The following is a 13,480-nucleotide window of genomic DNA, read 5'->3' as shown; positions in this document are numbered from 1 at the left end:
GGCGCCCGTCAGATCAGGCCGTTGCGCAACGCGTACGCGACGGCGTGCGACCGGTTGCGCAGCTGCAGCCGGCTGGTCACCTCGTGCAGCACGTTCTTGATCGTGCGCTCCGAGTAGGACAGCGAGACGGCGATCTCCGAGGTGTCCAGTCCCTCGGCGACCAGCTTGAGGACCTTGACCTCGCGGTCCGACAGGCCGGAGAAGGTCAGGCCGCGCGGGCCCAGCACCTGCTGCTGGAGCTGGCCGACCTGGGCGAGCAGCCGGCCGAGCAGGTCCGGCGGCACCGAGCCCTCACCGGCCGCCGCCGACCGGATCACCGTCACCAGGCGGTCGGCGGTCGCGTCGGCCCGGCGGACGAACCCGGCCACGCCGACCTCCATGAGCGCCACCAGGTCGGCGTCGTCGATCTGGCCCGCCACCACGATCAGCCGGTTGATGCCGGCGCACCGCATCGTGCGCAGGGCCCGCATCGACTCGTCGGCGATCGTGTCGGTGACCACCACGCCGACCTCGGCCCGGTCGCGTTCCCCGTCGTCGAGCACCAGCACCTCGGGCCGTGGCCGCAGCTGGCTGGCCAGCCCGGCCCGGCAGATCGGGTCGCCGGCATCCAGGTAGACCGGTATCCGTGTCATCTCCGCCTCCAAGATCGACGCCGCTGCGGGACAGCCGGACCAGGATGCGCGGCGCGACTCCGCGTGCAGTAAACGTGCACTCAACGTCAGCGAGGGCTGCCCGAAAGGCCCGAACGGCAGTGCCTGATCGGCCGACCCCGCGGGCCGTGAGCCCGGCCGCGGGTTTACAACCCGCCGCGTGGTGACGGACAGTTTTCCGGAGGCGTCACCGAGGGAGGCCGGCGTGACACAGAGCGCAGCGGTGACGCGCTCGCTGGCCGATCTCGGCGAGGTGCGCCGGATGGCCGAGCAGGCGCACCGCGGCGACCTGGTGGCCCGGCTGGACCAGCTCAGCGCCCGGCTGACCGGCGCGGACGTGCCGATCGCGGTGGTCGGTGAGTTCAAGCAGGGCAAGAGCACCCTGATCAACGCGCTGCTGCGGACCGACGTGTGCCCGGTCGACGCCGACGTGGTCACCGCGGTGCCGACCATCGTGCGGTACGGGACGCCACCCTCGGCCGCGGCGTTCGTGGGCGCCGAGGGAGAGACCCCGTCGCGGGTCGCGGTGCCCTTCGACCGGCTGCGGGAGGTCGTCGCCGGCGGCCACAACGGTCAGCCCGTCCGTACCGTCGAGGTCCGCCTCGACCGCCGGCTGCTGCGCGGCGGGATGACGTTCGTCGACACCCCCGGTGTCGGCGGCCTGGACTCGGCGCACGGCAATCTGACCCTGGGCGTGCTGCCGCTGGCCCGGGCGGCCCTTTTCGTCACCGACGCCGCGCAGGAGCTCACCGAGCCGGAGCTCGACTTCCTGCGGCGTACCGTGCAGGGCTGCCCCGCGGTCGTGTGCGTCATGACCAAGACCGACCTGCACCGGCAGTGGCGCCGGATCGCCGAGCTCAACCGCGCCCACCTCGCCCGGGCCGGCCTGCCGCTGCGCATCGTCGCGGTCTCGTCGTTCCTGCGGCTGCACGCCGGCCGCAGCGGCGACGTCGCCCTCAACGACGAGTCCGGCTTCCCCGCCCTGCTGGGGATCCTCGCCCGGGAGGTCCTCGCCGGCGCCGAGACCGCCACCGTGGCCGCGACCCGGCGCGACGTCGCGTTCGTCCTCGGCCAGCTGCGCGACCAGGTCGCCGTCGAACGCACGGCCGTGCACCACCCGGAGGCGTCCGCGGAGATCGCCGACCGGCTGGCCGAGAAGGTCCGTCGCAGCGCGCGCCTGGCCGGCCCCGCGGCCTCCTGGCAGACCGCGCTCAACGACGGCATCCAGGACCTCGGCACCCAGGTCGACCAGGACCTGCGGGAACGGTTGCGGTCCATGCAGCGGCGCGGCGAGGCGCTGCTCGAGCTGGGCGACCCCAAGGACACCTGGGCGGACTTCGAGGCCTGGGCGGCCAAGGAGGCCACCGCGGTCGCCGTCGACAACCTGTACGCGCTGGTCGCCCGGGCCGACGAGCTCGCCCGCGATGTCGCCGAGCACTTCGACCACGAGTACGGCGCCCTCGACCTGGACCTGCCCGCCCTGGCCGGCGCCCTGTCCACGGTCGACGGCCCGCGGATGCGCGAGGACCGGACGGCCGGCCGGTGGCTGGGCATGTTCACCGCGGCCCGGCTCGCCGTCGGCGGGGTGGTCGTCGCGCACGCGGTCGGCACACTGGTGGAGATGACGTTCCTCGGCCCGGTCGGCGCGGTCGCGGGCCTCGTGGTCGGCCACCGGCTGCTCAAGATCGAGCGCGGCCGCCAGGTCGAGCAGCGCCGGCAGCTGGCCCGCCAGGAGCTGCGCCGCTACGTCGACGAGGTCGGCTTCGTGGTCGGCAACGACTCCCGCGACGCCGTCCGCCGGGCGCAGCGCTACCTGCGCGACGAGTTCGCGTCCCGGGCCCTGGCCGCGCAGCGGTCGTCGGCTCAGGCCCTGGCGGCGGTCCAGGAGGCCGGGGACCTGCCCGAGGCGGAACGCGCCGGCCGGGCCCGGGAGCTGGACGGGCGGGCCCGCGCCCTCGACCGGGTCGGCGAGAGCCTCTCCCGCGGCGGCGGCCGGTCATGACGCAGCAGCTGCTGGAACGGGTCCGGGAGCTGCTCCTGCTGGCCGGCCGCGACATCGACGAGCCGGCGGCCCGCGCGGTGGTCGGCGCGGCGCTGCGCCGGCTGGACGAGCCGCTGCGGGTGGCCATCGCCGGCAAGGTCAAGGCGGGCAAGTCGACGCTGCTCAACGCGATGGTGGGGGAGGAGCTGGCGCCCACCGACGCCGGGGAGTGCACCAAGATCGTCACCTGGTACCGGAACGGGCCGGCGTACCGGGTGATCGTGCACCTCACCGGCGGGCCGGCGGAGCAGCGGCCGTTCCGGCGGCAGTCCGGGGCGATCCGGGTGGACCTGGGGTATCCGGCCGATCGGGTGGACCGGCTCGACGTCGAGGTGCCCAGCCGGCGGCTGCGTGAGCACACGCTGATCGACACCCCCGGCCTCGCGTCCATCTCGGCCGAGGTGTCGGTCCGGACGCTGGCCCACCTCGGCGCCGACGACGAGCACCACGCCCAGGCCGACGCGGTCGTCTACCTGCTGCGCCACATGCACAGCACCGACATCCGCTTCCTGGAGGCCTTCCGCGGCGACGACCTCGCGCGCGGCTCACCGATCAACGCGGTCGGGGTGCTGTCGCGGGCCGACGAGGTCGGTGGCTGCCGGCTGGACGCGATGACCACGGCCGGGACCGTCGCGGCCCGCTACCAGGCGGACGAACGGCTGCGCCGGCTCTGCCCGATCGTCGTACCAGTCGCCGGCCTGCTCGGCGCGGCCGGGGCCACCCTGCGCGAGGAGGAGTTCCGGACGCTGCAGGTGATCGCCGAGGCGCCGGGCCCGGACCTGGTCGCGATGCTGCTGACCGCCGACCGGTTCGTCGCGCCCCGGGCGGGTGTCGCGGCGACCGGGCCGGCCCGCGAGCAGGTCCTGGACCGGCTGGGCCTGTTCGGCGTACGGCTCGGCGTCCAGCTGATCCGCGAGGGAGCCGTCCGCAGCGCCGACGGGCTGGCGCGCGAGCTGACCGTACGCAGCGGCCTGGACCGGTTGCAGGCGATCCTCGCGGCGCAGTTCCTCGGGCGGCGCGAGGTGCTCAAGGCCCGCTCCGCGCTGACCACCCTGGACGACCTGCTGCGCGGCCACCGCTACGACGCGGCCGGTGACCTGGCCGCCCGGGCCGAGGAGATCCGGGCCGGGGCTCACGAGTTCGTCGAGATCCGGCTGCTGCACCTGCTGAGCTCCGGCCGGCTGCCGGGGGCCCCGGACCGGCTGGCGGAGATGCAACGGCTGCTGGGCGGCGCCGGGGCCGAGCCGGCGATCCGGCTCGGGCAGCCGCCGGACGCGCCGGCTGACCTGCTGCTGGCCGAGGCCGGTGCGGCTCTGCGGCGCTGGCGGCGGATCGCCGAGCATCCCATGTCCGTGCACGAGATGCGGGCCGCGGCCCGGGCAACCGTCCGCACCTGCGAAGGCATCCTGGCCGGCTTGAAAGCACCGCGGCCGGGTTAGGGCCGTCGCGCCGGGCCCAGCCCCCGCGTCGCGGCGCCCGGCGTGTGGACGGGTGCTCGGCGCCGGTCAGCCGCCGTCGCCGTCGCCGTCGCCGTCCGGTGGTGTGGTCAGTGTCGTGGAATCCACCGGCGGCCGTGTGGAGGGTGGCCCGGTGGTGGGCGGCTCGGTCGTCCTGGGCGGGCGTGTCGTCCTGGTCGGCTTCTTCGTCGGGCTGGTCGTCTGGCGTCCCGGCTCGGTCCGGGCCGGCGTCGGCGCCCGCTGCGGCGTACGGGTCGGCGTCGGCACGGTCGCCACCGGCCGCGACGGTGCCAGAGTCGGCAGAACGGCACCCGGCGGCGCGACCCGGAACGCGTACAGGAGCTTGCCGGCCGTGCCGAGGTACAGCACCCCGTCGGCCAGCAGCGGCGGTGCGGGCTCGCCCTTGAGGTCGTACGTCCACAGCCGGCGCCCGGTAGCCGCGTCCAGCGCGTAGAGCCGCCCGGTGGACGCCGCGACATAACTGACCCCGGCCGCCACTGTCGGGGAGCCGAACTCCTCGCCGGCCGCCCCGGGGAACCGCCAGCGCTCGTTGCCGGTCGCCGCGTCGATCGCGTAGACGATCCCGTCCTGCCCGCCGACGTGGACCAGCGCACCGGCGGCCGTGGGCGTGGACACCACCGGCGCGCCGGTCGCGAAGGTCCAGTCGGTCTCGCCGGTACGCGCGTCGACGGCGTGCACCCGCTTGTCATCACTGCCCACGTAGACCCGGCCGCCGGCCACGACGGGCGCGGTCGACGGTTTCAGCTCGGTGCTCCATCGACGGTCACCGCTCTCGTCGTCGAACGCGTACAGGGAGCCGTCGCCGCTGCCGGCCACCACCAGGCCGGCGGCGACGGCGGGTGGCTGGGAGACCGCGTTGCCGGTCTGGAACCGCCACTGCGAGCTGCGGTCGGCGGCCCGGATCTTGCGGACCGAGCCCCCCGACGTGCCGAAGTAGACGGCGTCTCCGGCGGCGCTGGGCGGGCCCGGGTCGCGGGTGCCGGTACTGATCCGGGCCCGCTGTTCCCCGTCGGCGGCGTCCACGGCGTAGAGGTGCTGGTCGTCGCCGGGCACGTACAGGGTGTCGCCGGCCAGCTGGGGTGCCGCCACGATCGCGGCCGGCGCGGTGAACGGTCGCGCCCAGGCCGGCCTGCCGTCGGCGCGCCGGAGCGCCTGGATGGTCCGGCCGGTGGTGACGAAGATCCGCTGGGCGTCGGCGGTGGCGGCCGTGCCGATCGGGCCGGGCAGCGTCGCCGCGAAGAGCTGGACCGGGCCGGCCGACGCCGACGGGGACGGCACCGGTGGCGGGGTGACGTCGGCGTCGGCCTCGGGCCACCACAGCAGGGCCGCGACGACCGCGGCGGCTGTCACGCCACCGGCGCCCGCCGCCAGCCCGCCGCGCCGGGTCGTGAGGGTGGCCCCGGTCCGGCCGGCGGCTTTGCGCAGCGAGTCCCGCCACCGTCCGCGGCGCTTGACCGGAGCGGCGACCACCACCGGTATCGACGCGGTCCCCACCGCGGGCGCCGGGGTGGGCGCGGGCGCGGCCGCCGGCACAGGAGCCGGGCCGGTGGTCAGAGCGGCCCCGAGCGCGACGCTGTGCTCCGGATGCGCGTCCAGCACCAGCGGCCGGTCGAACGCCGCGGCCAGCAGCTGTCCGACCAGCGGAGTGCGGGCGGCGCCGCCGGCCAGCAGGATGCACCGCAGCTCCTCCGGCGCGACACCGGCCGAGCGCAGGGCCCGGCGCATCGCCGCCACCGTCTGCTCCAGCGGCGGGCCGATCCGGGCCTCGAACTCCGAGCGGTTCAGCCGGACCCGCTGGTGCAGCCCCGGCAACGCCACCTGCACGCTGGTCTCGGTGTCCGCGGACAGGTTCTCCTTGGCCCGTACGCAGTCGCGGCGCAGCCGGGCCAGCCCGACCACCACGTCGTCGTCATCGAGATCCAGCTCCGCGAACGGGCCGCCGAGGATGGTCGTCACGTGATCGAGCACGGCCTCGTCGAAGTCGCCGCCGCCCAGGTGCTCGATGCCCTCCGGCTCGCCCAGCAGCTCGAAGCCGGTGGCGCGGCGGCGCAGCACCGCGGCGTCGAACGTGCCGCCGCCCAGGTCGTAGACGGCCAGCGTCTCGCCGGTGCCGAGCTGCTCGGCCGCCGCGTACTGCAGGGCCGCCGCCTCCGGCTCGGTACGGAACGCGACGTCGTCCAGCTCGGCGAGGTGCGCGGCCTGGCTCAGGAAGTCCCGTTTGAACCGGGTCCAGTTGGCCGGGTGGGCGACGGTGATGCTGCTCGGCCGCTGCTGCCGCTGCTGGGTGACGGTGTCGACGACGTGCCGGAGCAGCCGGGCGGTCAGCATGTGGGCCGAGTACGGCGACCCGGCCACCATGATCGGCACCGGGTCGCCCATCCGGCGCTTGAACTCGCGCACCAGCCGGTCCGGCTCGGCGTCACCGCGCCAGTCGGCGGCGTCGCCGATCAGCATCTCGCCGTCGGCCTTGACGAACACCATCGACGGGATCTCCGGGCGCCGGGTGCCCAGCTGGACGATCTCCAGGCGTTCCCCCACCCGCACCGCGGCCGCGGTGCAGGTGGTTCCGAGGTCGACACCCAGGCCGTACTCCACGAGGTCCTCCCGAAGCGTGCTCTTGACGGTAGGGCGTTCGCCGGGCGGCCGAAGATGGCCGGACGTGCGGCCTCGCGGGCGCGTCCGCTGCCCGATCGGGCACGACGGCGGCCCCTCAGCGGACGACCTCGCACTGCGGTGTCACCCCTCGGTAGCGGGCGCAGAAGGCATCGGCCTCCTCGGCGGAGCCGAAGCCGTCGCGCAGCACCACCCAGAAGCCGTTGGTCCCGTCGGCGATCTCGTCGGACGTCTTGCTGTCGACCAGGCGCACCGGCAACCCGACGGCGGTGAGCTGGGTCAAGGTCGCCTCGGCGGCGGTCCGGTCGGTGGGGGCGAGCTGGGGGCGGGAGTCGACCATCACGTACGGCCGGCGTACCGTGCCCGCGGGCGGGGCGGCGGTGCCGGTGGCCGGGCCGGCCTGGCGGTCGAGGAACGGGAGCCGGCCGGGGGCGAGCCAGGCGGTCAGCGCGCCGGCGGCCACGAGCACGGTCAGGACCGCCAGGACCACTGCGACACCGGTACGGGCCGGAGCCGCGCCGTCAGCCCGTACGGTCAGCACCTGCCGGCCGTCACCACCGCCGGAGAGGTCCCGGCCCGCCACCGTGACCCCGTAGGACCGGGGCCGCCCGGCCAGGCGCCGCCGCGGCCGGGTGGTGACCCGGGCGGTCGCGGTGCCGCCCGGGCTGAGCTCCACGACGGCCGGCTCCACCGTGGCCCGGCCGGTGTCCGGCTCCAGCCGCGCCGCCAGCCCGAGACTGACCGCCTTCGTGCCGCGGTTCTGCAGCCAGAGCGCGTACCGGCCGACCGCCGCCGTGCCGACCTCCGCGCTCAGCGTCGCGGTGAGGTCGTCGCGGCCGGTCAACCGCACGAGCCCGGTCGCCGAACCCACCCGGGCGTCGTCGACGGCGTCGGTCGCCCGCACGGTGAACGGCAGCAGGGCGGCGTCGGTCGCGGTGCCGGCCGGCGGGTCGAACACCACGTCGACGTCGGTGTGCCCGCCCGGGGCCAGGTCGGCGGTCGCCGGTTCGACGAGTGCCCAGTCGCCCACCCGGCCCCGGGCGACCGACAACCGCAGGCTGACCGCCGTACCGGAAGGGTTGTGCAGCTCGGCCGGCACCGTCGTGCGCGTGCCGGGCACGAGGTCGGCCGGCACGTGCGGGAGCACGATCTCGACGTGCATCCGGGAGCCTCCCTGCTCAGCCGACCGGGAAGTCGTAGGGATCGTCCAGCGGGCCGGTCGTGCCCCGGGCGTCGGTGGGGCCGAGCCGGCCCGGAGGGCCGAGGGGATCCTGGGGGGCGAGCGGGCTGCCGGGCGGGTCGGCCCCGGGGTCCGGGCCGCTCTGCAGCTCCAGCTTGTCGGCGATGCCGTCGTTGTCGCTGTCGGCCCGGGCCGGATCGAGCCCGCTGATCTGCTCCAGCCGGTTGTCGAGGCCGTCCCGGTCGTCGTCGCGCCAGTCGGCCGCGAAACTGCCGTCGAGGTGGCCGTCGCGGTCGGTGTCCGGCGAGTTCGGGTCGAGCCCGCTGGGGATCTCGAACGCGTCCGAGAGCCCGTCGGCGTCGCTGTCCGCGAGCAGCGGGTTGGTGCGGATCACCACGGCCTCGTAGCCGTCGGGCAGGTTGTCGCGGTCGGTGTCCCGGTTCGCCGGGTCGAAGCCGGCCTGCTGCTCGTAGGCGTCGCTCAGGCCGTCCGCGTCGGTGTCCGGGCCGCCGAGCAGGGGTGGCGGCTCGACCGGCGGCAGGGCGACCGGGGCCGGGACGGTGGCCTCGCCGTCGGAGATGCCGGGGATGACCGCGGCGTACTGGAAGCGGTCGCCGGAGGTGAACTGGCCGACGCCGTCGCGCGAGTTGCGGGCCTCCACGGTGGCGCCGTCACCGAGGCTGATCGCGACGTGCGCGCCCGGGGTACGGCCGTCGCCCAGGCGCGGCTCGCGGTCGAAGGAGAACAGCAGGGCGCCGGGGATGTCCTTGGCCTCCTCGACCGGCACCAGCACCCCGAGCTTCTTCAGGTGCAGGTACTGCTGGGTGGCGCCGTCGGGCAAAGTCACCCCGGCCTGGCTCGCGGCCCACTGGGTGAGCTCGGAACAGTCGAAGACCTCCGGGTCGGCGTCGTCGAGGTCGGCCTCGGAGCCGAAGACGTACCGGTCACCGATCTGGTTGCGGGCGACCTCGAGGAAACGGTCGAGGGCCGCGTTGTCGCCGGTGGCACCCTGGGCGAAGGCCGCGCCGCCGCCACCACCTGCGCCGCCGCCGGGTGCGAGCGGGTGCCCGTACCCCGGGGTGCCGGTCCAGACGCCCAGGCCGGACGGCTGGCCGGCCGCGACGGCAGCCCCCTGGGCCTCGTCCTGGTACTGCAGGTACCGCGCGGAGGAACCACCGTGGGTGACCGTCCACGGCGAGACGTCGGCCCCGCCGCCGGACACCTCGAAGGCGGCCCGGGCGTTGTGGACCGGGTCGTAGAGGTCGTAGCGGCGGGCCAGGTCCGGGTGCGCCGCCGCGTTGATCTGCCACAGCCCCCGGGAGTCCTCACCGGTCGAGTTGTGCGCGCCGGTGTTGCCCCGCGACTCGGCCAGGGCGATCGCGGTCATGGTGGCGGCCGCGTCGGGGGAGAACCCGGCGCTCAGCGCGAAGCCGTAGATCTGCTCGGCCGAATACGTCCGCATGGGGCCTCACTTCTCCACCGGGGAAAGGTCGCTGGCCGCGATCCCGCCACGATAGGAAGGGCCGGGGTGCCGGTGGCGGGCGGATCAGGCACGGCCCGGGGTGCCGATCGCTGCCCGATCGGGCAGCGCGCCGCCGGCCAGGTTCACCCCTTCGTCCTATATTGACGCACCACTTTGCCGAGGGCCGGGAGCGGTGCCGCGGGCCATTGTGGAGATCGACCGCGCGCCGCGAACAGGGAGGCTCCACCGTGACCGGACCGTCCGACTGGGTTCCAGCCGGCATCGACGTCGATCGGCCCAGCGCCGCGCGGGTCTACGACTACTTCCTCGGCGGGGCGCACAACTTCGCGGTCGACCGGGCGCTGGCTCAGCAGATCGCCGCGATGACGCCGAACATCGGCGAGACCATGCGGTCCAACCGGGTCTTCCTGCGCCGGGCCGTGCGCTACCTGGTCGAGCAGGGCGTACGCCAGTTCCTCGACATCGGCTCGGGCATCCCGACCGCCGGCAACGTGCACGAGATCGCCCTGGCCGCCGCCCCGGACGCGGCCGTGGTCTACGTCGACATCGACCCGGTCGCGGTCGAGCACAGCCGGGCGATCCTGAACGGGGTGGACCGGGCCGGCGTGATCTGCGCGGACGTCCGCGACGTCGACCGGGTGCTCGGCGAGGCCGGCAAGCTGGGCCTGCTCGACTTCGACGCGCCGATCGCCGTGCTGCTGGCCGGGGTGCTGCACTTCGTGCCGGACAGCGACGAGCCGGCTGCGACCGTGGCGGCGCTGCGGGAGGCCATGGCCCCCGGCAGCTACCTGCTCGTGTCGCACGCCACGGCCGACGGGCAGCCCAGCGAGGTGGTGGAGGCGCAACGGCTCTCCGGCCGTACCGCGACCGAGATCGTGCTGCGCACGCGGGCCGAGATCGCGGCCTACTTCGACGGGTTCTCCCTGGTCGATCCCGGTCTGGTGTTCATACCGCAGTGGCGGCCGGACCCCGGTGATCCGGCTGACGAGCACCCCGAGCAGGTCGGTGCCTACGCCGGCGTCGGCAGAAAAGACTGAACGGGATGGGCTCGCAGGGCGGGCTGACGGACTTCGCGGCGTGCTGGCGCCGGCTGGTGGCCCACGAGGGCTTCGTGCCGATGGATCTCGGTGGACTCGACGCTCTGCTGGGGAGCTTGACCGACCGGCTGGCCGAGGCGGCGCGGGCCGAGCCGTTCGACCCCGAGACGGTCGGCGCGGTCGGCTCCGCGCTGGTCGAGGCGCATCTGACCGAGCCCGCCGTGCTCGCCGCCACTGTCTCCCTGATCGGCACCCACCTGGCCGCGGCCGCCGGAGCCGGACCGGACCGGATCGTGGAGATCCAGGCCGCCCTGGCCGCCGGCTACGCGGCGGCGATCCGCGACGCCACCATGGCCGAGCAGGAGCTGCTCGGCCGGTCGGTGCTCAGCGCGCACGCCTCCGCCGAGCGTGCGCTGCGCTCCAGCGAGGCGCGGCTGCGGGCGGTCTTCCACGGCGCGGCGATCGGCATCGGCGTGAGCACCATGGACGGCCGCATCGTGCAGGTCAACCAGGCGTTCGCCGACCTGCTCGGCTACACCGCCGAGGAGATGTGCAGCCTGCTGGTGCCGCAGCTCAACCATCCCGACGACCCGCCCGAGATGTGGAAGATGTACGAGGCGCTGATCGGCGGCGAGCACGATCACGTACGGATGGAGAAGGCCTACTACCGCAAGGACCGCGCGGTCGTCTGGACCGATCTGACGGTGTCCCTGATCCGCGACGACGCCGGTGCCCCGGAGCTCACCATCGCCATGGTGCAGGACATCACCGACCGTCGCCGGCTCAAGCACCGGCTGGAGTACCAGGCCACGCACGACCCGCTGACCGGCCTGCCGAACCGCACGATGGTCGGCGACCAGCTCCAGCGCATCTTCGACACCGGCGACCCGGACGCCCGGGTCGGGCTGTGCTACCTGGACCTGGACGGCTTCAAACGGGTCAACGACACCCTGGGTCACCAGGTCGGCGACGAGCTGCTGGTGGCGGTGGCCCAGCGGCTGCGCGCGTGCGCGGCGGACTTCGGGCAACTCGCCGGCCGGATGAGCGGCGACGAGTTCGTGCTGCTGATCGAGAACTCGAGCGGGCCGGCCGAGCTGACGGCGCTGGCCGAGCGGACCCTCGCCGCGCTGGCCGAGCCGTACCAGCTGGGCCAGCACCGGATGCGCGTGTCGGCCAGCATCGGCGTGGTGGAGAGCAACGTCCACGCGACCAATCCGGCCGAGCTGATGAAGGCGGCCGACCTCACCCTGTACGTGGCCAAGTCCGAGGGCCGCAGCCGCTTCGTGATGTACGACGCCGACCGCAACGCCCGCCAGGCGGCCCGGTACGCGCTCGCCGCGGCGCTGCCCGACGCCCTCGACCGCGGCGAGTTCACCCTGGTCTACCAGCCGCTGGTGAGCCTGGCCGACCAGCGCCTGATCGGCGTCGAGGCGCTGCTGCGCTGGCAGCATCCCCAGCTCGGCGAGCTGACCCCGGACTCGTTCATCACCCTGGCCGAGGAGACGGGCATCATCGTGCCGCTGGGCCGCTGGGTCCTCGAGCAGGCGTGTGGCCAGGCGGCCGACTGGTCCCGCCGCTTCCCCCGGGTACGCATCTCGGTCAGCGTCAACATCACGGTCTCGCAGGCCCACGAGCCGACGCTGCCGGCGGAGGTGGAGAGCATCCTCACGCGTACCGGGCTGGACCCGTCGCTGCTGGTCCTGGAGCTGACCGAGAGCGCGATCATGGACACCAACGGCCCGCTGCAGGCGCTGTCCAGCCTGGCCGAGCGCGGCATCCGCATCGCGATCGACGACTTCGGCACCGGATACTCGAACTTCGCGTACCTGCGCCGGCTGCCGGTGCACACGCTGAAACTGGCCGGCCCGTTCGTCGACGGCCTGCGCGACCCGGCGGGCGGCGACTCGGTGGACGAACGCATCGTGGAGACGATCATCCGGCTGGCCCACGCGATCGGCATCAGCGTGACGGCCGAAGCGGTCGAGACCCGGCTGCAGGCGGACCGGTTGCGGGCGCTGGGCTGCGACACCGGCCAGGGCTGGCTGTTCGCCCGCCCGATGCTCCCGGCCGGCGTGGCGGACCTGCTGCGCGAGGAACCCGTCAGCTGAACGCGGCGCGGTGTTCGCTCACCCAGCGGGCGAAGGTGCGGCCCGGACGCCCGGTCACCTCCGGGACGGTGGTCGTGACCGTGGTCTCGTCGACGATGCCGTCCGCGAAGAACGCCTCGAAGGCCGCGGCGTACTCGGCGGGCAGGGTCGCGTACAGCTCGTCATGGGTCTGCTCCCGGGTCTGGCCGACCGCCCGCAGCGGCCGGCCGAGCACCTCGGCGAGAACACCGACCCGGTCGGCGGGGGTGAGGGCCTGCGGCCCGGTGAGCCGGTAACGCCGCCCGGCGTGGCCGGGCTCGGTGAAAGCCCGGACGGCGACATCGGCGATGTCCCGGGGATCGATGGTGGACACCGCGACGTCGGGGAATTGCGTGCTGATGGTGTCGCCCCGGTCGAGCTGGTCCTTCCACTGCAGGGTGTTGGTCATGAAGCCGTTCGGCCGCAGGAAGGTCCAGGGAATGCCACTGCCGGCGACGGCCCGCTCGGCGGCGAGGTGGTAGCGCGCCACCGCGTTGTCTGTGTCGGTGGCGAGGACGGAGCTGCTCGACAGCAGGATGACGTGCCCGACGCCTGCGGCTCTGGCGTCAGCCAGGAGTTGTTCGACGTTGTCGTAGCCGCTGAGGAGGAAGAGGCCGTCGATGCCGGGGAGGGCGGGGGCCACGGATCCGGGATCGTTGAGGTCGCCGGTGGCCAGGTCGGTGCCCGGGGGTAGGCGGTCGGCGGCCTTGGCGGGATCACGGACGAGGGCGCGGACCGGTACGCCGGTGTCGTGCAGGGCCTGGACCACCGCGCTGCCGATGGTGCCGGTCGCCCCCGTAACCAGAATCATGCCGTTCCTCTCGGTCGGGTGTTCGTGGTGCCACCGACTACTCTGGCGGAACTCCCGGGGG

At 74.5% G+C, this 13,480-nt stretch carries 9 protein-coding genes; 4 read left to right on the top strand and 5 right to left on the bottom strand.

Going from position 1 to position 13,480, the window contains the following annotated elements:
• Positions 1–8 precede the first annotated feature (8 nt).
• On the bottom strand, positions 9–632 hold the full coding sequence (locus ACZ6S4_RS32020; RefSeq protein ID WP_465478485.1) for a helix-turn-helix transcriptional regulator: 624 nt from the start codon (positions 630–632) through the stop codon (positions 9–11).
• A gap of 223 nt (positions 633–855) precedes the next feature.
• Here ACZ6S4_RS32020 and ACZ6S4_RS32015 point away from each other — a divergent pair, with 223 nt between their 5' ends.
• Positions 856–2,652, top strand: a complete 1,797-nt coding sequence (locus tag ACZ6S4_RS32015; protein ID WP_465478484.1) for a dynamin family protein — start codon at positions 856–858, stop codon at positions 2,650–2,652.
• Positions 2,649–4,130 carry a dynamin family protein gene (locus ACZ6S4_RS32010; protein WP_465478483.1) on the top strand — a complete coding sequence of 494 codons (1,482 nt, stop codon included), beginning with the start codon at positions 2,649–2,651 and terminating at the stop codon, positions 4,128–4,130. Before ACZ6S4_RS32015 ends, ACZ6S4_RS32010 begins: the two co-directional genes overlap by 4 nt.
• A gap of 66 nt (positions 4,131–4,196) precedes the next feature.
• On the opposite strand, the gene ACZ6S4_RS32005 is transcribed toward ACZ6S4_RS32010, so the two are convergent.
• From ACZ6S4_RS32005 to ACZ6S4_RS31995, 3 genes are all read right to left on the bottom strand, one after another.
• A complete protein-coding gene (locus ACZ6S4_RS32005; RefSeq protein ID WP_465478482.1) occupies positions 4,197–6,764 on the bottom strand; it encodes an Hsp70 family protein in 2,568 nt (855 codons plus the stop codon).
• Positions 6,765–6,879: 115 nt separating this feature from the next.
• Entirely contained in the window at positions 6,880–7,944 is a 1,065-nt protein-coding gene (locus ACZ6S4_RS32000) for a COG1470 family protein (RefSeq protein WP_465478481.1), read from the bottom strand.
• A 16-nt stretch (positions 7,945–7,960) separates the two neighbouring features.
• Complete coding sequence (locus ACZ6S4_RS31995) at positions 7,961–9,424, bottom strand: phage tail tip lysozyme (RefSeq protein ID WP_465478480.1); 1,464 nt, start codon at positions 9,422–9,424, stop codon at positions 7,961–7,963.
• A gap of 248 nt (positions 9,425–9,672) precedes the next feature.
• On the opposite strand from ACZ6S4_RS31995, the gene ACZ6S4_RS31990 reads away from it, so the two are divergent.
• Both ACZ6S4_RS31990 and ACZ6S4_RS31985 read left to right on the top strand, forming a co-directional pair.
• On the top strand, positions 9,673–10,482 hold the full coding sequence (locus ACZ6S4_RS31990; RefSeq protein ID WP_465478479.1) for an SAM-dependent methyltransferase: 810 nt from the start codon (positions 9,673–9,675) through the stop codon (positions 10,480–10,482).
• 5 nt (positions 10,483–10,487) lie between these two features.
• On the top strand, positions 10,488–12,590 hold the full coding sequence (locus ACZ6S4_RS31985; protein ID WP_465478478.1) for a putative bifunctional diguanylate cyclase/phosphodiesterase: 2,103 nt from the start codon (positions 10,488–10,490) through the stop codon (positions 12,588–12,590).
• Here the strand turns inward: ACZ6S4_RS31985 and ACZ6S4_RS31980 are convergent.
• Complete coding sequence (locus ACZ6S4_RS31980) at positions 12,583–13,419, bottom strand: SDR family oxidoreductase (RefSeq protein WP_465478477.1); 837 nt, start codon at positions 13,417–13,419, stop codon at positions 12,583–12,585. The two genes, ACZ6S4_RS31985 and ACZ6S4_RS31980, sit on opposite strands and share 8 nt — an antisense overlap.
• Positions 13,420–13,480 lie beyond the last annotated feature (61 nt).

The organism is Actinoplanes sp. NPDC051405, assembly GCF_055586185.1.
This window is presented reverse-complemented; position numbering and strand designations above follow the sequence as displayed.